This window comes from Pseudomonas sp. HTZ2 (assembly GCF_033173945.1).
GTDB classification, from domain to species: domain Bacteria; phylum Pseudomonadota; class Gammaproteobacteria; order Pseudomonadales; family Pseudomonadaceae; genus Aquipseudomonas; species Aquipseudomonas guariconensis.
Window position 1 is genome coordinate 253,794 of sequence record NZ_CP137332.1, and the last position, 20,833, is coordinate 274,626.

At 64.0% G+C, this 20,833-nt stretch carries 18 protein-coding genes and 1 tRNA gene; 6 read left to right on the forward strand and 13 right to left on the reverse strand.

Annotated features, from left to right (window positions below):
• Positions 1-138: 138 nt before the first annotated feature.
• From gabD to R6G97_RS01160, 3 genes are all read right to left on the reverse strand, one after another.
• Entirely contained in the window at positions 139-1,581 is a 1,443-nt protein-coding gene (gene gabD / locus R6G97_RS01150; protein ID WP_043208245.1) for an NADP-dependent succinate-semialdehyde dehydrogenase, read from the reverse strand.
• 300 nt (positions 1,582-1,881) lie between these two features.
• Entirely contained in the window at positions 1,882-3,558 is a 1,677-nt protein-coding gene (locus R6G97_RS01155) for an aryl-sulfate sulfotransferase (RefSeq protein WP_317847709.1), read from the reverse strand.
• A 16-nt stretch (positions 3,559-3,574) separates the two neighbouring features.
• Positions 3,575-5,920 (reverse strand): TonB-dependent receptor, encoded by a 2,346-nt coding sequence (locus R6G97_RS01160; protein WP_317847710.1) that lies wholly within the window; start codon positions 5,918-5,920, stop codon positions 3,575-3,577.
• Between the two features lie 193 nt (positions 5,921-6,113).
• On the opposite strand from R6G97_RS01160, the gene R6G97_RS01165 reads away from it, so the two are divergent.
• The gene (locus tag R6G97_RS01165) at positions 6,114-7,028 is read left to right on the forward strand and encodes a LysR family transcriptional regulator (protein WP_043208237.1); all 915 of its coding nucleotides are present in this window, start codon (positions 6,114-6,116) and stop codon (positions 7,026-7,028) included.
• 169 nt (positions 7,029-7,197) lie between these two features.
• Here the strand turns inward: R6G97_RS01165 and R6G97_RS01170 are convergent, their stop codons facing one another.
• Positions 7,198-8,103, reverse strand: coding sequence for a TauD/TfdA dioxygenase family protein (locus tag R6G97_RS01170; RefSeq protein ID WP_043208234.1), 906 nt, complete (start codon positions 8,101-8,103; stop codon positions 7,198-7,200).
• Positions 8,104-8,137: 34 nt separating this feature from the next.
• Positions 8,138-9,199, reverse strand: coding sequence for an ABC transporter substrate-binding protein (locus R6G97_RS01175; protein ID WP_090344294.1), 1,062 nt, complete (start codon positions 9,197-9,199; stop codon positions 8,138-8,140).
• A gap of 299 nt (positions 9,200-9,498) precedes the next feature.
• Here R6G97_RS01175 and R6G97_RS01180 point away from each other — a divergent pair, with 299 nt between their 5' ends.
• Positions 9,499-11,091 (forward strand): ABC transporter permease, encoded by a 1,593-nt coding sequence (locus R6G97_RS01180; protein WP_317847711.1) that lies wholly within the window; start codon positions 9,499-9,501, stop codon positions 11,089-11,091.
• Positions 11,088-11,951 (forward strand): ABC transporter ATP-binding protein, encoded by an 864-nt coding sequence (locus R6G97_RS01185; protein WP_102081132.1) that lies wholly within the window; start codon positions 11,088-11,090, stop codon positions 11,949-11,951. Before R6G97_RS01180 ends, R6G97_RS01185 begins: the two co-directional genes overlap by 4 nt.
• An 84-nt stretch (positions 11,952-12,035) precedes the next feature.
• Here R6G97_RS01185 and R6G97_RS01190 read toward each other — a convergent pair whose 3' ends face one another.
• The 8 genes from R6G97_RS01190 to R6G97_RS01225 form a co-directional block, all read right to left on the reverse strand.
• The gene (locus tag R6G97_RS01190; protein ID WP_070572047.1) at positions 12,036-12,311 is read right to left on the reverse strand and encodes a DUF971 domain-containing protein; all 276 of its coding nucleotides are present in this window, start codon (positions 12,309-12,311) and stop codon (positions 12,036-12,038) included.
• Positions 12,311-13,276, reverse strand: a complete 966-nt coding sequence (locus R6G97_RS01195; protein WP_317847712.1) for a HEAT repeat domain-containing protein — start codon at positions 13,274-13,276, stop codon at positions 12,311-12,313. The genes R6G97_RS01190 and R6G97_RS01195 overlap by 1 nt, the downstream gene beginning before the upstream one ends.
• Positions 13,273-14,130, reverse strand: coding sequence for an ABC transporter ATP-binding protein (locus tag R6G97_RS01200; protein ID WP_043208223.1), 858 nt, complete (start codon positions 14,128-14,130; stop codon positions 13,273-13,275). Before R6G97_RS01200 ends, R6G97_RS01195 begins: the two co-directional genes overlap by 4 nt.
• Positions 14,130-14,912 carry an ABC transporter permease gene (locus tag R6G97_RS01205; protein WP_043208222.1) on the reverse strand — a complete coding sequence of 261 codons (783 nt, stop codon included), beginning with the start codon at positions 14,910-14,912 and terminating at the stop codon, positions 14,130-14,132. Before R6G97_RS01205 ends, R6G97_RS01200 begins: the two co-directional genes overlap by 1 nt.
• Positions 14,913-14,927: 15 nt before the next feature.
• The gene (locus tag R6G97_RS01210; RefSeq protein ID WP_043208221.1) at positions 14,928-16,334 is read right to left on the reverse strand and encodes an ABC transporter substrate-binding protein; all 1,407 of its coding nucleotides are present in this window, start codon (positions 16,332-16,334) and stop codon (positions 14,928-14,930) included.
• A gap of 123 nt (positions 16,335-16,457) precedes the next feature.
• Positions 16,458-16,703, reverse strand: coding sequence for a 4Fe-4S dicluster domain-containing protein (locus R6G97_RS01215; protein ID WP_043208219.1), 246 nt, complete (start codon positions 16,701-16,703; stop codon positions 16,458-16,460).
• 113 nt (positions 16,704-16,816) lie between these two features.
• Complete coding sequence (locus R6G97_RS01220) at positions 16,817-18,541, reverse strand: fumarate reductase/succinate dehydrogenase flavoprotein subunit (RefSeq protein ID WP_317847713.1); 1,725 nt, start codon at positions 18,539-18,541, stop codon at positions 16,817-16,819.
• Positions 18,538-19,287 carry a GntR family transcriptional regulator gene (locus R6G97_RS01225; protein ID WP_043208214.1) on the reverse strand — a complete coding sequence of 250 codons (750 nt, stop codon included), beginning with the start codon at positions 19,285-19,287 and terminating at the stop codon, positions 18,538-18,540. The genes R6G97_RS01220 and R6G97_RS01225 overlap by 4 nt, the downstream gene beginning before the upstream one ends.
• Positions 19,288-19,472: 185 nt before the next feature.
• On the opposite strand from R6G97_RS01225, the gene R6G97_RS01230 reads away from it, so the two are divergent.
• The 3 genes from R6G97_RS01230 (at position 19,473) to R6G97_RS01240 (ending at position 20,812) form a co-directional block, all read left to right on the forward strand.
• Positions 19,473-19,549: transfer RNA gene (locus R6G97_RS01230), tRNA-Arg, on the forward strand.
• Positions 19,550-19,760: 211 nt separating this feature from the next.
• The gene (locus R6G97_RS01235) at positions 19,761-20,270 is read left to right on the forward strand and encodes a hypothetical protein (RefSeq protein WP_232092057.1); all 510 of its coding nucleotides are present in this window, start codon (positions 19,761-19,763) and stop codon (positions 20,268-20,270) included.
• An 11-nt stretch (positions 20,271-20,281) separates the two neighbouring features.
• Positions 20,282-20,812, forward strand: a complete 531-nt coding sequence (locus R6G97_RS01240) for a DUF5384 family protein (protein ID WP_043208212.1) — start codon at positions 20,282-20,284, stop codon at positions 20,810-20,812.
• Positions 20,813-20,833: the final 21 nt, after the last annotated feature.

The window sequence follows — 20,833 nt, forward strand, 5'->3', positions numbered from 1 at the left end:
GGGTGGCTGGGGTCGTTCACGATCAGCATGCGTTGATCGACTGTCGCGAACACCCTGGTCACCAGGTACTACGGTGTCAAAAAGGCCAGCGAGACGTCGCTCTCGCGCCCCGCTGGCAGAGGGAAATTCAGTACGTGATCAGATGCTGATGCACAGGTACTTGATCTCGAGGTAGTCCTCGATGCCGTACTTGGAACCTTCGCGGCCCAGGCCCGAGGCCTTGATGCCACCGAACGGTGCCACTTCGTTGGAGATCAGGCCGGTGTTGATACCCACCATGCCGTACTCCAGGGCCTCGGCGACACGGAACACACGGCTCATGTCACGGGCATAGAAGTACGAAGCCAGGCCGAACTCGGTGTCGTTGGACATGGCGATGACTTCGGCTTCGTCTTTGAAGCGGAACAGCGGCGCCAGCGGGCCGAAGGTTTCTTCCTTGGCCACGGCAGCGCTCTTCGGTACGTCGACCAGGATGGTCGGCTCGAAGAAGTTGCCTTCGATCAGCTTGCCGCCGGACAGCACCTTGGCGCCCTTGGAGACTGCGTCTTCGATGTGCTCTTGGACCTTGGCGACAGCCTTGCCGTCGATCAGCGGGCCAGTAGTGGTGCCTTCTTCCAGGCCGTTACCGATCTTCAGCTTGGCGACAGCGGCCTTGAGCTTCTCGGCGAACGCGTCGTAAACGCCGTCCTGAACGTAGATACGGTTGGCGCAGACGCAGGTCTGGCCGTTGTTGCGGTACTTGGAGATGATCGCGCCCTCGACCGCCTTGTCCAGGTCGGCGTCGTCGAACACGATGAACGGCGCGTTGCCGCCCAGCTCCAGGGAGACCTTCTTGATGTCCTTGGCGCATTCTTCCATCAGCTGGCGACCGATTTCGGTCGAGCCGGTGAAGGACAGCTTGCGAACCAGGGCGTTGCCGGTCAGCTCGCCGCCGACTTCGCCAGCGCTGCCGGTGACCACGCTCAGCACGCCAGCCGGGATCCCGGCACGGTTGGCCAGCTCGATCAGGGCCAGGGCGGAGTATGGGGTCTGAGAAGCAGGCTTGAGGACCATGGTGCAGCCAGCCGCCAGGGCCGGGCCGGCTTTACGGGTGATCATCGCGGCCGGGAAGTTCCACGGAGTGATGGCGGCGGTGACACCGATCGGCTGCTTGATGACGATCAGGCGTTTGTCTGGCTGATGGCCAGGAATCACATCACCGTAGACACGCTTGCCTTCTTCGGCGAACCACTCGATGAACGAGGCAGCGTAGGCGATCTCGCCCTTGGCTTCGGCCAGTGGCTTGCCCTGCTCGGTGGTCATCAGGCGGGCCAGGTCGTCCTGGTTCTCGATCATCAGCTCGAACCAGCGACGCAGCTTGCCAGCACGCTCTTTGGCGGTCAGTGCGCGCCAGGCCGGCAGGGCCTTGTCGGCAGCTTCGATGGCGCGGCGGGTTTCGGCGGCGCCCATCTTCGGCACGGTACCGATGACTTCACCGGTAGCCGGGTTGGTCACCTTGATGGTCTGACCGTTGTCCGCGTCCAGCCACTCACCGTTGATGAAGGCTTGCTGGCGGAACAACTGAGCGTCTTTGAGCTGCATGTCGGATTCCCTTGAGAGCACCGTGCACGGACGGCGCTAATTATTGATTGTTGAAAGGCGCCCAAGGGCGCCATCAGGAATTCTTGCACCAGGGGTGTTCAACGCCTGGGCATCGAGCGTTTGAAATCTCAAACGGAATGCTAAGCGGGTGCTGGGGTGTTGGACAATAGGCTGTTCGAAAAAAAGAACGAACGGTTGAACACCGAGCCGGATTTCCGGATCGGTGCAGGGAAGAAGTTCAGGTTAGTCCAAAGGCCTGAAGGAGGGTCGATGGGAGGACCGACGGCCCTCCCGGCAGGATCAGAATGCGTTGTCGAGGTCGATCACCAGTGCGCGGTAGCCGACGCTACCCGGCTGGCGACTGTGCACTTTCAGTTCCACCAGAACCTCCTGGGTACCGCTGCGCACCTCGTTGAGCACCGAGGTGGTGAGTTTTTCCGGCGTGAGGAAACCCACCGACGCCGAGTAGATGAACTGGGTATCGGTTTCCGGACGGTAGGCCACCACCGAGGTGATCGGGCTGTACCACTCATCGCCTCGCTCCTTGCCGTAGGCCCAGACCTGCTCGACGGTGCCCTTGGCTTCGTCGATGCGGTACTCCACCGCACGGCTGTAGTTGCCCGACAGTTTGGTCGGCGCGAAGTCACGTCCCCAGCCGTTGTCGAACACGGTCAGCGTGCCGCGACCGGTCAGCCAGGCCGTGTGCTGGGTCCAGGACCAGTCGAAGTCCTCGCTCGCCACAGGTTTGAGCACTTTGTCTTGCAGGCGTGCCGGCCATCCTTGCGGCGAGGCGAGGATCCACTTCACCGTTTTGTCGCGACCGATCTTCACCACGCCCTGATGGCGGGCAGAGATGATGATGCTGTCATCGGCCGGGTCGTAGTCGATGGCGTTGACATGGGCCCAGTTGCGTCCAGTGCCGACGCCCGGAGCATCGCCGAATGGCAGGTCGCCTTCGGCCAGCTCGTTGGCCAGGGTGCTGTCCTGGCGCGCCACGTCTGCGGGCAGCTGGATCGCCGCCTTGCCCAGGGTTTCGAGCAAGTCGCCGCGGTACGGGTCGAGGATCTGGTTGAGGTCCCAGAAGTCCAGCACATCGCCCGCCTCGTTCACTTCGATGATGTGGTCACGGATCGAACGCACGCGCTTGCCGTCCGGACGTCGATAATCGCTGGTGCCCACGCGCAACAGGTAGGTGCCGTTCACGGTTTCGCGGATCTCGTGGGAGAAGTCGGCGAACTTGTCCGGCAGGCTACGCTGCCAGATGCGCCGGCCCAGCAGGTCGTACTTGGAATAGGTCTGGCCTTGGCCCCAGATCAGCTTGCCGTCGCGGGTCTGCTGGAAGCCCATGGTCCCGCCCAGGCCGTCGCGGCGGTTGGAGTCGTGGATCTGTTCGATGTCCAGGTACCAGCGCACATCGCCATTGCTGTCGGCGATCCAGTTGTTGCCCACCTGGTCCCACTCGGCGGCGCCACCCAGGCCGTTCCACTTGAAGGCGCGCGCACCGGGGATATCCCCTTGCAGATGGTTGAACAGGTACAGGCGCTTCTCGAAGCCTGGCGACACCTTGACCGGCTCCACCTCAGGCAGGGCCGCAGTCTGCTTGGCCACCACCGGCAGACGCACGGCCGGGGCGTAGATCTCGAAACGCTCGCGGATGCGCTCGCCGTCGAGCTTGTAGGTCACTTCCACTTGGTTGACGTAGTCCGGGTACAGGCCGAACACCGGGATCCCGCCGTAGGTCCACGGAGAGCGGTCAGACACCTCATAGGCGATGTCCACGCCGCGCTCGCCACGGCCCAGCACCCGAACGTGGACAGCACTGAGCGTGCGGCCACCGTCGCGGATGATCGCGGTCAGCGGCGCCAGGCGGTACGGGTTGACCACGACATCGCCAAGCAGGGCCTCGTCGTGATCCGGGACCTTGGCGGTAATGCAGGCGCCTTCGGGCAATGCGGGCGTTTCGGTCTTGGCATTCATGGCAAAGCTCCTTTTCTCAGAAGTCGTAACGGGCGGTTGCACCCACGGTGCGCGGGGTGCCGAGCACACCGGAATAGCCACCGTTGGCGGCGTTCCACAGGCTGGTGAAGTAGGTCTTGTCGCCGGCGTTCTTCACCCACAGCGACAGGTCGAGCACGCCGTCGCCCTGGTCCAGGCGCACGCCGGTAGAGAGGTTGACGATGGCGTAGCTGGGGATCTGGCCGTAGTCGGAATCGTCGATGGTGCCCACCGCGCGGGAGCGGAAGGCGTAGCTGGCGGTGACGTAGGGCTCGATGCGCTCGGCCAACTGCCACTTGTACTGGCCGTTGAGGTTGGCGATGTACTTGGAGGCGCCAACCACCTGATGGCCACTGAGGTCGCAGGTCGCGCCGGGGTTGGCCAGACCCACCTCCGGCGGGCACGGGGCGTCGTCGTACTCGGTGTAGCGCACATCGTTCCACGAGCCGTTGAAGTTGAGCGTAAGGCCGCGCACCGGCAGCGCCGTGGCCTCGAACTCCAGGCCACGGGAGCGGACATTGCCGGCGTTGGCCAGGTACTGCACGCGGTTGGCTTCGTCGTAGACGTTGGCCTGGTAGCCATGCACCTCGGCCCAGAACAGGTTGGCGTTGAGCTGCAGGCGGTTGTCCAGCAGCGTGCTCTTGACCCCCAGCTCGGCGTTGTTGACCCGCTCGGTGCCCACCAGCAACGAGTCGGTGCCCAGGCGCGGCGCCGCTCCCACGGTGAGGTTGATGCCGCCGGACTTTTCGCCATGGCTGAGGCTCGCATAGCCGAGCACCTGCTCGTTGAAGCGGTAGCTCAGGCTCAGCAGGCCGGAGGGGCTGAAGCTGTACTGGTTCAGATCGCCCGAGTCGTAGGCACCGGCCCGACCATTGCGCGCCGCAGCCGCACCGCCGGTGACCGCTGCGCCGCCGACAGGCGCATCCCGGGTGACCCAGGCGCTTTTTTCTTCATAGGTGCCGCGCACCCCGGCGGTGAAGTCCAGGCGGTCGGTCAGGTGCCAGGTACCCTGAGCGAACAACGCATAGCTGTCAGTGTCGATGTGCCCGTCACCCAGGCTGGTGACGTTGGCCAGCGCGCCTGGGGGCGTGCCGCTCCAGATATCGGCCTGGGGGCCGTAGTAGAAGAATGATTGGTTATCCAGGTCCTGTTTGAAGTAATAGGCGCCGAGCACATAGTCGAAGAAGCCGCCGGTGGGCGATGCCAGGCGGATCTCCTGGGAATACTGCTTGTCGCGCACCGACACCCCGACGTTGCGGTAGACCGGCACGTTCAGGCCGTCGTCGTTGCGCGGGGTGAAGTCCCACCAGCGGTAAGCGGTGATGGAGGTCAGGGTGAAGTCGTTGGGCAAGGTCCAGTTGGCCTCCACCGAAGTGCCGCCCTGGAACACCGTCACCTGCTGGTCGGCGTCGAAGTTGACCTTGCGATCCTTGCCCGACACCAGGGTAGCGCCGGCTTGGGCCGCCAGGCTTTCGTAGCGATTAACACCGTTGATGGTCGGGCCGGTGCTGTAGAGCGCCAATACGCCGTTGTCGGAGTCCTCTTCGTTGTACTCACCGATCCAGCGCAAGTTGAAGGTCTCGCTCGGCTCGAACAGCAACTGGGTCCGAAAACCCTGGCGCTTGCCGCCGTTGAGGTCGTGGCCGTTGTAGACGTTCTTCACGTAGCCATCGTCCTCGGTGTGGTAAGCGCTGATGCGCCCGGCCAGGGTTTCGCTGATCGGCCCGGAAAAACTGCCCTGGGTCTGCCAGTAACCATCCTCGCCCATTGACGACTGGACGCTGCCTTCGCGGTGGAACGTCGGTTTGCGGGTGGTGATGTTGAGCACCCCGGCGGTTGTGTTCTTGCCGAACAGCGTGCCTTGCGGGCCGCGCAGCACTTCGAGCTGCTCGACATCCAGCAGGTCGAACACGGCCATGCCAGGGCGACCCAGATAGACGTTGTCCAGGTAGATACCCACGCTGCCTTCGAGGCCATCGCTGGCCGGGTTGTTGCCCAGGCCGCGGATCGAGATGCTCGACTGGCGGGCATGGACATAGGCGACGTTGGTGCTGGGTACCAGCTGTTGCAGATCCTGCACACGGTAAATGCGCTGGGTCTCCAGGGTCTCGCTGTCGAGCACACTGATCGGCGTGGGGACGCTCTGGGCGCTTTCCTCGCGGCGTCGAGCATTGACCGTGACAGTGCCGAGGGTGGCTTGCTGCTCGGGCACAGGCGTGGCAACGACGGTCTCTTCGGCAAGGCTAGGCAGGCTGGTGCCGGCGACAGCCAGTAGCACGCCTGCGGCCAAGGGTTGCAAGGTGAACAGCGACGCGCACGCCGGCCATCGGGGAAGTCGGGACATGCAAATGCTCCTTGAGGCATGGGCCCTGGGGCGAGCATTTCCGTTGGCGGAACCGAATCGCGGACAGTCGGGCTATATTCTTTTAAGAGATATAAATATTTTTAATTCATATTTTGTGGAATAAGTGACTCCCTTTATAAGGTTCGTAACCCTTGTCAGCAATTGCATTTCACCGAAAGTTTTCATGTAGAAAATGCATATAGATCTCCGTCAGCTTCGTCACTTCATCGCCTTGGTCGATCACCGCAGCTTCGTCGCTGCGGCGGCTGCGGTGAACCTGTCGCAATCGGCCTTCAGCCGGAGCATCCAGACGCTCGAGCACAACGTCGGCTGCCGCCTGGTCGATCGCGCCAGCAAGGATTTGTCCCCTACCCGGCAAGGCCTGCTGGTGCTGGAGCACTCGCGCCGCCTGGTGCATGGAGCCCATCACCTGGCCAACGAAATCAACCAGTTCAATGGCGCCACCACGGGTGTCGTGCGGTTCGGCTCCGGGCCGGCACCGGCAGGCGGGCTGGTTCCAAGAGCGGTGGCGCGTTTCGTGGCCGAGTACCCCGCTGCGCGCACCTGCTTTCAGGTGGATAACTGGCAGGCACTGAACCGCCGGCTGGTAGCCGAGGAGATCGAGTTTTTCGTTGCAGACACCCGTCAGTTCGAAGCCGATCCGGACTACCAAGTGCACAAGCTCAAGCCTCAGCGCTGGCACTTCTGCTGCCGCGCCGGGCACCCGTTGAGCGAGCGCGCCGAGGTCCGTGCGCGTGATCTGTTCGACTACCCGCTGGCCACGACCTTCCGCCCGCCGAACATCCGCAAGGTGCTGAGCGACCTGAGCGGCCGCCAGGATTTCTTGCCCAGCGTGGAGTGTGAACACGGCTATGCGCTGCTCAACGTGGTGCAGCAATCGGACACCATCGGCATTGCCTGCAATGCCAATCTGCGGCCCTATCAACGAGAAGGCGGGTTGGTAGCGCTCACGCTCGCCGACCTTGCGCCGGAGCATGAAGAGGCGTTCTACACCCGCTATGGCGTGGTGAGCCGCGTGGGGTATGGACTGTCGGCGTTGGCCCAGGGATTGGTGAGGCAGTTGATTGCCTGTGACAGCGAGTCATGACCGGGCAGTATGGTGCCATTGCACCGCGCCGCCTGCTTCGCGGGTGAACCCGCTCCCACAAGAAACACCGCCCCTTGTAGGAGCGGGTTTATCCGCGAATAGCGCCAGCGCAAGCAGCCCACCTAGTTGTCTCTTCGATTCCGCGATGGCGGCACAGGCCTGCAATAGATCAGCCCTTGCGAAGGGTCCGGCTCTGCTGTCCGTCCACACCCACCGGCACCTCCCCGCCCAATGTCACCCGACGCACGATGCGCGGCTGGGTGCCGTAATCGTCCACCGCGTAATGCTGGGTCGCGCGATTGTCCCAAATGGCCACGTCACCGGCCTGCCAGCGCCAGCGAACGGTATTTTCCAGGCGCGTCACATGCCCTTGCAGCAGATTGAACAGGTGCGCCGAGTCCGCCTGTGAATAACCTTTGATGCGCTTGACGAAATGCCCCAGCTGCAAGGCTCTTTCACCACTGATCGGATGCACCCGCACCACTGGATGTTCGGTCTCGTACACCGTGGAAGTGAACACCTGGCGATAACGCTCAAGCTTGGCCGGGTCCACATCGGGCTTGGTACCGGCATAGTCGTATTCGTTGCTGTGCACCGCCCAGAGCTTGTCGGCAAGCTCGCGCAGCGGCTCGGGCAGGCTTTGGTAAGCCGCTGCGGTGTTGGCCCAGACAGTGTCGCCACCAAAGGCCGGCGCCACCACACTGCGCAAGATAGAAGCCTTGGGGTAGGCTTCGACGAAGGTCACATCGGTGTGCCAGGAATTGGCCCGTTGACCTTCGGCACCATCGAGCTGCAGCAGGTAGTTCGTGCCGTCGACCACCGGCACGGTGGGATGGGCGATCGGCTCGCCAAGACGTTTGGCGAAGGCCTCCTGGCTCTGGTCGTCCAACTGCGTCTGGTTGCGGAAGAAAATCACCTTGTATTGGACCAGGGCCGCCTGAATGGCGTCGATGGTGGCGGCGTCCAAGTCGGCGGACAATGTCACGCCGCGAATCTCGGCGCCGATGCGCCCGGCGATCGGATGGATGTCGAGTGCAGCGGTGTGTGGCGCGCGGGCCAGTGCGGCATTGCTCATGGTCATGTCCTTGCGATGGGGATGGATAGGGGTTTCAGCGGGCGGCCTGGACGGCTTGGTCCTGCTGTAGGGCGGCATCGAGAAAACGCGGTTCGATCCAGTCGCTCACCTGGAAGCCACGGCGGATCAAACGCTCCTTGGCAGCCAGGTCCACACCCTGCTGCAGCAGGCCGACAAATTCGGCGTCCAGGCGTGGGTCGAAGTAATGGGCGAGGTTCTCCTGGGCCAGGTCGCCTTCGAGGATCACCCGGGGGTAGTTGGCGGTGCTGGCGACCAGGTCCACATAAGCCTTGCGGTTGTTCTCATCGCGCAGCCACTTCACCGCCTTCTGTTGGGCCGTGACCAGGCGCGCCACCAGGTCCGGGTGCTGGTCGATGAAGGCCCCGGTGCCCAGCAGTACCGCCTGGGTGCTACCCGCCCCCTTGAGGTCGCGGGAGTTCACCGGTAGCTCCACCAACCCCCGTTCGCGCAGGGACAACAGGGTCGACAGGCCCCAAGTGGCGTCGATCTGCTTGGCCGCGATGGCAGCATTGGCGGCGTTGAAATCCAGGTTGATGATCTTCAGGTCACGCTCGGACAGCCCTTGGCTGGCCAGGGCGCTGGCGAACGACAGCTGGTTGGCGGTACCGCGGAACACAGCCACGCGCTTGCCTTTGAGATCCTGCAGGCTGTGGATACCAGAGCCTGGAACTACGGCCAGATAGCTCTTCACCCCGCGCACGCCGGCAGACAGTACCCGGGTGTCGAGGCCGTTGGCCTTGCCGATGATCGCGGCCAGGTCGCCCAAGTAGGCAAAATCGGCCTGGCCGTTGGCCAGGGCTTCGTTGATCACCGGCCCCGCGCCTTTGAAGAAGCGCCAGTCGATGTGGATGCCGTCCTTGGCAAACTCCTGCTCCAGCAATTGCTGGCTACGCAGCACATCCACCACCCCGCCCGCGCTGGGCTGGCTGCCGGCACTGAGGTCCGGCACGGCAATGCGGATGCTATGGGGTGCGTCCGCCTGGGCCGCTTGAGCGCTCAGCACGCTGGCCGCCAGCAGGCCCGCCAACAGCGGCGAGGCGAACGTACTGAACAAACGTCGGAATGGGATTTTCATGACCAGGCTCCTTGGCAGGCTGCCACCGGCGATGGCCGGCGCTTTGGCCAGAAGCTAGGCCGGGCGAGTTAAAACCCACAAAGACCAAAACTTCATTTTTTAGTAACCAAAAGTCATAACCCAAGCGTCACGGGCGCTGCCGGACGGCTTGCGGAAAACGCATGGAAAATATGAGGAAAACGCAACGGCGCAGGGCTTTCGTGGCGTCTTGAAGACATGTTCTTATCCCTTGATGAACGTACTTATGAATTTTTAATTCCATAAGCGCATAACCAAGGAATGATTCAAGAGGTGCCTGGATGAGCGAGGTTTTGAGCAAGCGTGGACAAGGCCTTCTGGGGCCGCTGCGCCCCCCTTTCGCGACACAGGGCCGCTTACAGGAACCTCTGCTGCCATGGTTGGTGCCATTGGGGGTGGCGGCGCTATGGGTCATCGCCAGCCATTGGCACTGGATGAGCGAGCAGATCCTGCCAGCCCCGTCGGTGGTCTGGCAGAGCGCGCTGGAATTCGGCTCCGGTGAGCTCTGGAGCCACCTGTGGATAAGCCTGCAACGCCTGCTGCTCGGCCTGCTCGCCGGCATCGCCAGTGGCCTGCTGCTGGGCACCTGGCTGGGCGCCTCACGCAGGGCTCAGGCCTGGGTATTGCCGACCTTCGTGGCCTTGGCACAGATCCCCACGCTGGCATGGATCCCACTGTTCATGCTGTTCTTCGGTATCGGTGAAATGCTCAAGCTGGTGGTGCTGATCAAGGCGGTGATCGTGCCGGTGGCCCTGCATACCTTGGTCGGCGTACGCGATGCCCAGCCCAAACTGCGCGAAGCCGCCGCTGCTCTACGTTTGCCGACACACCTGCTATTCCTGCGCCTGCTGCTGCCCGCCGCCCTGCCGGCCTTCCTGACCGGTGTACGCCTGGCCCTGGCCACGGGCTGGACCTCGCTGCTGGCCGTGGAACTGCTGGCCTCCAGCGAAGGGATCGGCTACCTGATGGTCTGGGGTCGGCAGCTGTTCATGCTTGATCTGGTGTTCCTGTGCATCCTGGTGATCGGCTTGGTCGGCGCCTTCATGGACCGCGGTTTCTCGGCACTGGAGCGGCGCCTGCTGTATTGGCCGCAACCGGCAACCGGTGAGCAACAACGCAGCGCCCACGCATCCGCCTGGCAAGGTCTTTTGCTGCCGGTTGCGCTGCTGGCGTTATGGCAGGCCGCCAACAGCTTCGGCTGGGTCGACGGCAACATTCTCATTTCACCTTGGGAAGTCCTGCGCAGCCTGCTGGCGGGGCTGGCGGACGGCTCACTGCCCGAGGCCCTCTACCTGAGCCTGCAGCGCACCCTTGTCGGGCTGTTGTTCGGCGGCGGCGCGGGTTTTGCCCTGGGTGTCCTGCTCGGCCTGTCGCAACCGGCCGAGCGCCTGCTCGGACCAAGCCTGTCGGCGCTGCGCCAGGTGGCGCTGTTCGCCTGGGTGCCGCTGCTCACGGCTTGGTTCGGCCTGGGTGAAGAGGCCAAGGCCGTGTTCGTGGGCCTGGCGGCGTTCTTTCCGCTGTTCATCGCCACCCAGCGCGGCATCGCCAGCCTCTCGCCGCAATTGGGCGAGGCGGCTCGCGTCTTGCGCCTGAGCCTGCCACGACGCCTGCATCTGCTGGTGCTGCCCGGGGCGGCGCCGGCGATTTTCGCCGGCCTGCGCCTGTCGCTGATCTACGCGTGGCTGGGTACCATCGGCGCCGAATACTTCATGCCCTCCGATGGCGGTATCGCCAGCCTGATGCTCGGCGCGCAGCAACTGTTTCGCATGGACCAGGTCATGGCGGCCATGGTCTTGATCGGCCTGGTCGGCGCCCTGCTGGGCACCCTTGGACAACGCCTCGAATCGCGCGCCACGCGCTGGAGAACCGCATGAACGCTTTCAACACCTCGGCCCTGCACGCGGCCAATCAACCCGACACCACGCCGCCGCTGGTCAGCTTCGACGACGTCGGCAAAGTCTTCAGTGTCGATGGTCAGCCGTTCGAGGCCATCCGTAATTTCAACCTGGCGATCAACGAGGGCGAGTTCATCGCCATCGTCGGCGCCTCCGGCTGCGGCAAGTCCACCCTGCTGCGCCTGCTGGTGGGGCTGGACACCGACTACAGCGGCAGCATCCGCGTCGATGGCCAGCCGGTCAGCGGCATCGGTGGCGAACGCGGCATCGTATTCCAGGAGCACCGGCTGTTTCCGTGGCTGACGGTGCAGCAGAACATTGCCTTGGGCCTGGTCAACGAGCCGCTCACCCAAGGTGAGCGGGCACGTCGGGTCCATGAGTTCGTGCAACTGGTAGGGCTGGCAGGGTTCGAGTCGGCCTACCCGCACCAGCTCTCCGGCGGCATGGCCCAACGCGTGGCAATCGCCCGCGGACTGGTCGCCAGCCCACGCATCTTGCTGCTGGACGAACCCTTCGGCGCCCTCGATGCCCTGACCCGCCAGCAATTACAGGACGAGCTGCTGGCGATTCGCGAGCGCTCAGGCATCACCACTTTGCTGGTCACCCATGATGCCGAGGAGGCGACGTACCTGGCTGACCGGGTAGTGGTGCTGGAGCCGCGACCGGGGCGGATCAAGTCAGTGGTGGATATCGACCTGCCGCATCCGCGCCAGCGCACCGGCGTGGCGCTGCACCATCTGCGCGAGAAGGTGTTGCATCAGATCACAGGCGATGGCGGTTATCTGAAACCAGCGGCAGCGCGCGTGGAAGGGCTGCGGCCGGAATTGATCGCGCTGTGAGTCACGGCGTGTTCGCGGGTGACTCCGCTACAGCGCCCGCACGGACCAAATACGAGCGAGTTACCCGCGAACGCGCCGGCAACCTCACCCTAGGTCCCGCAGGTATGCCCAAGGGAAGATCCCGCGCTCATGCCCATCGCTGAACACCAGCTGCACGCCATACCCTTGCACCTCGATCCGCTCTACACGCACATCCTCACGTACCACGGCGATGCCACCGCGCAACTTCGCCGCGCGGCATTGCGAGCAGGGGCAGGCGCCGCGCAGGCGGGCATGGCTGACGATCTGCAACGCATCGGGCCAGTGCACGGCCAATTCGCCTCGCCCACGCAGGTTGCGCAGCGACTGGGGCGCGTTCATCACGCCGCCCCTTGCAGTTGCGCCAGGGCAATGCGCACGGCCTTGCGCACCTCGGGGTCGCCATCGGCCTCGGCGGCCTGCAGCGCTGGCAACGCCCGGGCCTGGCCCAACTCGCCCAGGGCCAGCGCTGCCTCTTTGCGCAGATTGGCGATGGCATGCCCGAGCAGCTGGGCCAGGGCATCCAACGCCTCGCCATGGCGCAGGCGGCCCAACGCCCGTGCCGCACGCAGGCGCACCTGCCAGTAGCTGTCGTCCAAGGCCGCGATCAATGCAGGCCCGGCAGCGCCCAATCCGACCTTGCCCAGCGTGGTGGCAGCTTCTTCGCGTACTTGCCAGGCCTCGTCCCTTAGCGCTGCGACCAATGCCGGCAGCACGCTGGTATCGCGGGCCAGGCCCAGAGCGCCGATGGCAGCACGGCGAACTTCGGTGTCAGTCTCTTCCCCGGCCAGCCGCGCCAGCGCCGGCAAGGCGGGGGCATGCTTGAGCCAGCCGAGGATGCCCACGGCCTCTCGACGCACCGAAGCGTCGGCGTCATCGAGGGCCAGCAGCGCAGGGCCTGCAGCGTCCTCCAGGCGCAGCTCACGCAATGCCCGCAAGGCACTGGCGCGAACGAACGCGTCGGCATGACTGGCCCACGGCAGGATTAGCGTGCCCGCCTCCAGGGACTTGAGTTCGCTCAGACTCTGGGCCGCCGCCAGGCGCACCGGCTCGGCGACATCGGCCAAGGCGGCACACAACGCCTGCACCACTTCGGGCTCTTCCCAGGCTTCCAGCAGGCGCGCGGCTTCGGCGCGGACCTCGACATGCGGATCGACCAGCAGGGCATCGGTCAGCCAGGGCAGGCCGTCCGGGTCTTCCAGGTCGGCCAGTTCGATCAGGGCGATACGCCGCACGCCAGCATCGGCATCGGCCAGGCGTGGCAGCAGCGGGAGGATGTCAGAGTTATCAGTGATTCGTTCGGTCATAGGGCTATCCGCAGCGGTGGATGATCGGTGCCGGGCAGGCCCAGCGGGGTCAGGCGCGGCAGTTCGCGGCCTTCTTCGTGGCGCAGCAGCGCCAGGCAATGGCGCTTGAGATGGGTGAATTCGGGGCTTGTCAAAAGGCTTGCGCGACGTGGCCGCGGGAAGCTCAGTGGCAGGTCCTCGATGAAGCGTCCGGGTCGCGGGCTCATCACCAGGATGCGATCGGCGAGGAACAGCGCCTCGTCGATGTCATGGGTGACGAACACCACGGTGGTGCGAATGCCACTCCAGACCTCCAGCAACAGCTCTTGCATGCGCGAGCGGGTCTGGGCATCGAGCGCGCCGAAGGGTTCGTCCATCAACAGCAGATGTGGGCGGTTGATCAGCACGCGGGCGATTTCGGCGCGTTGCTGCATGCCGCCGGAAAGCTGGCTCGGCCAGCGCTCGGCGAAGTCGGCGAGCCCCACCCGTTGCAACATGTCCTGGGCGCGGCGCTGGCGCTCGGCCTTGCCCACGCCCTGCATCTTCAGGCCGAAGGCGACGTTGTCGAGCACGCTGCGCCAGGGCAGCAAGGTGTGGTGCTGGAACACCATGCCGCGCTGGGGCGAAGGGCCTTCGACTGCCTGGCCATCGACCTCGAGCCGCCCGGCGCTGGGCGCCAGGTGGCCGGCCAAGGCGCCGAGCAGGGTTGATTTGCCACAGCCCGAAGGCCCGAGGATGCACACGAACTCGCCTGGAGCGACGGCAAAGTCCAGGGTTTGCACCGCCTCGAAGGCATCGCGCCCCTGGCCCAGGCGGATCGACACGCCATGCGCCTCGATGCGTCCGGCCTGCGGCGCCTGTCGATAGCTGTTCATCAGGCTGCTCTCCGCGCGCGGTACCAGGGAGTGGCCAGCGCGCCCAGGCGCTTGACCAGGGTGCTGCTGCCCATGCCCAGCACGCCGATCAACAGCATGCCGACGATGATGTCCGGGTAGTTCTGCAAGGTGTAGGACTCCCAGGTGTAATAGCCGATGCCGAACTGTCCGGAGATCATCTCGGCGGTGACCAGGCAAAACCACGACGTGCCCATGCCGATGGCCAGCCCGGTGACGATGCTCGGCAGCGCGCCCGGCAATACCACCTCACGCAGGATCGCGCCGCGTCCTGCGCCTAGACTGCGCGCCGAGGCCACCAGGCGCGGGTCGACCGCCTCTGCGCCGTGCACGGTATTGAGCAGGATGGGAAACAGCGCGCCGGTGAAGGTGATGAACACCATCGACAGCTCAGACGACGGAAACATCAGGATCGCCAGCGGAATCCAGGCCACCGCCGGGATCGGCCGCAGCACTTCCAGCGGTGGCAACAGGGTGTCCTCGGCCCACGTCGAGCGACCGATCAACAGCCCTAGCGCCACGCCCAACACTGCGGCGGCCAGATAACCGGCGAATACCCGCGCCAGGCTGCTGGACACATGCGCCAGCAAGGCGCTCGATGCCAACAGCTGCCAGGCGGCCTCGAGCACGGCACTCGGCGTGGGCACATAGGTGAACGTGAACAGGCCAAGGTCCAACTTCTGGCTGGCCGCCACCTGCCAGAAAAGCAGGCAGGCCAGCAAGGACGCCAGGCGCAGCGGCCAGCGCGTGAGGTCGCGGGTCATGACATTGCCTCCGGATCAGCGCTGGGCGAGCAGCTTGCGGTTGGCACTGACGAAGTCCAGCGCCTCACCGCCGTGGGCTTTGGCGTACTGTTCGGCCTGGTCCTTGAGCAGGAAGGCCGCCAGCTCGCCCTTGGCGTTGCGCACGAACCAGGCCTGGTTGGCCAGCAGCTTGATGCCGCTGTCGGCGGCCTGGGCGTAGATCGCGCGGATGTCCTTGCCCTCCTGTTCCAGTTGCGCCAGGGCGCCGAGGGCGGCCTCTGGCGAGGCGTAGTGGCGGACCTTGTCTTCGCCGCGCACCCAGATCTGCGCCAGGCGGCTGAAATCTTTGATCGGCTGGCCAGTCAGCGCATCGGTGGCACTGAGCGGCAGTGGAGCGTAGTTCTTCAGCGCCTTGTCGTAGTCCAGGCCAGCCTGCTTGAAGGCGGCGCGGATGTACTGATCGTCGATGAACTGGGCGGTGTCCAGGCCTCGGTCGGTCTTCTTCAGTAGCTTGAGGGTATCGATGGATGTGGCCACGGCCTGGCGGTACTCAGGTTTCCAGGTCAGGTCGCGGGTCTGCAGGCCCAGCGGGCCGTGGAACAGGTAGTTCACCTCGGCTTCGATGCCAGTGACCTTCTCGATCAGCTCGCTGTACTTCTCGGGCTCGGCGGCGATCAGACGGTCGGCTTCGAGGCTGGCGCGCAGGTAGGCGGTGACCACTTCTGGGTACTGCTTGGCATAGTCGGCATCGACCAGGGCGCCATGGAAGGTCGGTGCGTTGGCCTGGGCGCCGTCGTAGATCTTGCGGGCGAAACCACGGTTGGGGAACAGCTCGGCGAAGGGCACGAAGTCGGCGTGCGCCTCGATGCGGTTGCTGCGCAACGCCGAGCCTGCGATCTCTGGGGCCTGGGCGATGATGCGCACGTCTTTTTGCGGGTCCCAGCCCTGGGCGGCGACGGCGCGCAGCAGCATGCCATGGGCGGTGGAGGCGAACGGCACCGAGATGGTCTTGCCCTTGAGTTCGGAGAGCGCCTGCACGGTCGACGCCGCCGGCACCACGATGCCGTTGCCGCTGCCCTGTACGCTGCCGGACAGCACACTGATGAACAGGCTGCGCTTGCCAGCATCCAGATGCGCGACGCCATTGAACGAGCCGGGGAAGTCGGCCATGGCGCCGAAGTCCAGCTTGCCCGCGACCATTTCGTTGGTCAGCGGCGCGCCACTGGTGAAGTTCTTCCACTCGACCTGGTAGGTCGCGTCCTTGTACTTGCCGTCATGGGGCAGATACTTCTCCAGCAGGCCCAGCTCTCGGATCAGCAGGCCACCAGTGGCGCAGTTGATGGTGGTGTCCTGGGTGCCGATGGCGATGCGGATGGTTTCGGCGTTGGCATTCAGGCCAATGGTTGCCAGCGCGAGGCCGGCCACGGTTGCTGCAAGGCGCATGGTGTTTCCCCTCGAATCGTTTTTAGGTGTTGGCGTCGTCTCCGCCACCTTGCGCGGTGGTGGGAAACGAGGGGGCATTTCGAATGGGCGTCCGGTGGTGGGCCGGATGGCGTGTGGCGTGGTTCAGCGCAGCAGGTAGGGAATGTCCACCTTCACCGCGCCGGTCGGGCAGTCTTTCTCGCACGGCATGCAGTACCAGCATTCGTCGAAAGCCATGTAGGCCTTCTGGGTCGCCGGGTTGATGGCCAGCAGGTCCATGGGGCAGACCTCGACGCAGACGGTGCAGCCTTTCTCGGCGATGCATTTGTCTTCGTCGATGGTGACCGGGGCGTTGCTGCGAAAGAAAATCTCTTGGGGTTGGTAGGCCATTTCACGGAGTCCTCGGGGTTCGTTGAGCCTCTGCACCGTCCTGCGGGGGCAACGGTCTTGCCCGGCGGTGCCTTGTTCGCGGGCAAAGCCGCTCCCACTGGGTTCGTCGATGCCTAGGCAGCGTCGGCTTTGACCCGCAGCCGGTCATAGGCAGTCTGCTCCTGGGCATCCAGGGCAATCAGGTAGGGCTCGATGGGTTTCTTGAAGCTGGTCATCTGGCCGTCCTCGCCTTTCTTCAGGTGGCAATAGCAGAACCACTCGCCATCGTTGCGCTCCGGGAAATCCACCCGATGGTGATACAGCCCCCAGCGGCTCTCCTCGCGGAACAGCGAAGCCCTTGCGGCCATCTCGGCGCAGTCGCGGATCACGCTCACTTCCATGGCACGCATCAGCTCATGGGGGTTGCTGGCCTTCATCTGCGACAGGTCACGCTCGATCTCGGCAAAGCGGGCCAGGCCGATCTCCATCTTCTTGGTCACCTTCGGCGGCTGCAGATAGTCGTTGACCATGCGCCGCAGCTTGTACTCGACCTGGGCCGGTGGCAGGCCGTGTTCGCGGTGCAAAGGCGCGAACACCCGTTCGCGCTCGCGCTCGACCTGAGCCGTGTCCACCTCGGCGAAGGGGCGCCCAGCGACGTAGCGGGCAGCGTTGACCCCAGCGAACCAGCCATAGGTGAAAGCGCCGAGCATGTAGTTGTGCGGCACTGCAGCCATGTCACCGGCGGCATACAGGCCGCGAACACTGGTTTCGGCCTTTTCGTTGACCCACACACCAGAGGCTGAATGCCCGGAGCAGAAGCCGATCTCGGAGATGTGCATCTCGACCATGTGCTGGCGGTAATCGGTGCCACGGTTGGCGTGGAACTGCCCACGGCTGGGGCGCTCGTTGCTGTGCAGGATCTCTTCGATGTTTTGGATGGTCTCCTCGGCCAGGTGATCGAGCTTGAGGAACACCGGACCGTTGCCGCCTTCGAGCTCCTGGTGGAACTCCCACATCATCTGCCCGCTCCAGTAGTCGCACTCGATGAAGCGCTCGCCCTTGCTGTTGGCGGTGTAACCACCCAGGGGGCCGGTGACGTAGGCGCAGGCCGGGCCGTTGTAGTCCTTGATCAGCGGGTTGATCTGGAAGCACTCCAGATTCGCAAGCTCCGCCCCCGCGTGATAGGCCATGGCGTAGCCATCGCCGGCATTGGTCGGGTTCTCATAGGTGCCCATCAGGTAGCCCGACGAGGGCAGGCCCAGCCGTCCGGCCGCACCACAGGCGAGGATCACCGCCTTGGCGCGGATCACCTGGAACTCTGCGCTGCGGCAATCGAAGCCCATGACCCCGGCAGCGGCACCTTCGCCATCGAGCAGCACGCGGGTGCAGACCATGCGATTGGTGATCTCGACCCGCGCGCGTTTGAGTTGGCGATAGAGGACCTTCTTGATGTCGTGGCCCTCGGGCATGGGCAGCACGTATGCCCCCATGTGGTGGACCTTCTTCACCGCGTAGTCGCCGGTCTCGTCCTTCTCGAACTTCACGCCCCAGCGGTCCAGTTGCTCGAGGGTTTCGAAGCTGTGGGTGGCGTAGGCATACACAGCGGCCTGATTGACGATACCGTCGTTGGCTACGGTGATTTCCTTGGTGTACTGCTCGGGCGTGGCGTGGCCTGGAATGATCGCGTTGTTCAGGCCGTCCATGCCCATGCTGATGGCACCGCTGCGCTTGACGTTGGCTTTGTCCAGCAGCAGCACGCGCAAGGACTTGTCCTGTTCCTTGGCCTTGATCGCGGCCATAGGCCCTGCGGTGCCGCCGCCGATGACGATGATGTCGTAGTCGCGGGTCTCGATGCTCATGCCTTGGCTCCCTTCTGGCGGTCGATGCGCAGGCGGTACTGGAAGGCATCGCCGCGGTAGTAGAGGTGTTCGAAGTCCAGCGGCGTGCCGTCGGCGGCGTGAGTCAGACGCTCGATGCGCATGATTGGCGAGCCCTCCTCCACTTCCAGCGCCTGGGTCAGGTCGGCATCGGCCAGCACTGCATCGATGGCCAGGTCGGCGTGGCCCAGGGCGATGCCACAGTCGTTTTCCAGCAGCAGGAAGATGTCGCGGGTGACCAGGTCAGCCTTTTCGAGCTTTTCGCCAACGGCCTTGGGCAGCCAGGTCAGTTCCAGCGACACCGGCTCACGGTTGATCAGCCGCACCCGGCGGATCTCAGTGACCAAGCTGCCCTCCTCCACCTGCAGACGCTCGGCCACCAGTGCACTGGCCGGTACATGACGGAAGCTGCGCAGGCGGTTGATCACCTCGTAACCCATTTGGCTCATGGATTCGCCCAGGCCTTGCAGGGTGGTGACGTTCTGGAACGCCTTGGGCTTGGCAACGAAGGTGCCTTTACCATGGATCTTGAAGATCAGACCCTCCTTCTGCAGATCGCCCAAGGCCTGGCGCACAGTGATGCGGCTGACGTCGAAGGCCTTGCCCAGCTCGGCTTCGGAGGGCATGCGGCTGTGGGGCGGATAGGTACCGTCGAGGATGCGCTCACGCAGCAGCTCCTTGAGCTGGCTGTACAGCGGCACCGGGGACAGGGGGAGCAATTCGGCCATGATTCTCTTCACTCTGACGTGACTTGTTATAACAAGTTGTGACCAGAGGATAACGCATAAGCGTTATGTGAGAAATATCGTTTTCGAATATGGATATTTTCCGCGACCATGCCGTTGTGGCAAAAACAGCTACAGATCAAGGCGATGGACGCAACCCCACGAGATGGGTATCATTGCGCCCCGTTGCACTCGTAGCTCAGCTGGATAGAGTACTGCCCTCCGAAGGCAGGGGTCGTGGGTTCGAATCCCGCCGAGTGCGCCATGTATCACCGAAGCCCGCCTTGTGCGGGCTTTGTCGTTTCTGGCCGGTTGATACATCCCTTCCAGCGTTATTCCTGTTTGCGCTAACCCCCTTACTTCTTGATTCGACCAGCTTTACCGAAGCGAAACTCTGCGCTTAAAATGATGGCATTACGCCTCCATTAGAAATGGACTGCTGCAAGGTTACTCACACCCCTCCAAGGAATTTGGGAATGAAAATGCTGAAACAGTGTCTGCCATTGGCCGTTGCCGCCGTTCTCGTAGGTTGCCAGGCAACCGGCGAGCAGTACCAATCAGATGTGTTTGACGCCAGCCAGGTGAACACTCAGCAAGAGGCCAAGACCGTGAAGATCCTCACGGTTTCTCCGACCAAGATCAAAGTCAGCAACGAGAAGAACAAGAAAGCCGCGATGATGGTCGGTGGTGTTCTGGGCGCTTTGGGTGGTGCAGCATTGGGCGCAGGCCACAACAAGGACACCGCTATCGTCGGCGGCGTCGCCGGTGGTGCCGGTGGTGCTATGGCAGGCTCGCTGGTCAGCGACACCTCCCTGGTGCCAGGCGTGCTGATCGGTTACCAGGAAAACGGCAAGATCTACACCTCGGCCCAGGTTGGCCGTCCATGCGACTTCGAGGTGGGTGGTATTTCCCTCATGGTCATGACCATGGCCAACGAAACCCGCATTCAACCAAATGCCACCTGCCCAGAACCGAAGAAGAGCTGAGGTCGGCAGGCATGAAATCTATTGTTCTGGGCACCGCCCTCGCACTGTCTGCCGCTACCGCCATGGCCGGTCAGTTCGATCAGCTGTATCAAATCGAACAACAGACCAAACAGGCTGAAGCCGCAGCGCAAACCGAACGCCTGCGCCAGGCCGAAGCGGCCCAGCGGCGTGCCGATGCCCGCGAAGCAGCCGCCCGCCAGCAGCGCGCCGCCGCCCAGCGTGCCGCCGCCCAGCGCGCGGCTGAACAGCAGCAGGCACAGGCGGCTGAGCGCAAGCGCGTGCAGGCCCGTGAAGAAGGCTATGAAGACGAATTGCGCGCATTGGAGCTGGAAGAGCGCCGCCTGGCCTTGCAAGCGAAAAAAGCCAAGGTCGCCCGCGCCAACGATTACATCGATGCCGAACTGCGCGACAGCGCCGCACGCACCGACGTGATCCAGTCCAATGCCGATGCCGCCCGCAACGTGACCTCAGGCACCAAGTCCTTGCTCGAAGATGCTGGCAAGGCAGAGGTCAAGCGCGCTGGCAGCCTGTTCGGCGAATAACCATTCATAGGAGCCCCCGGT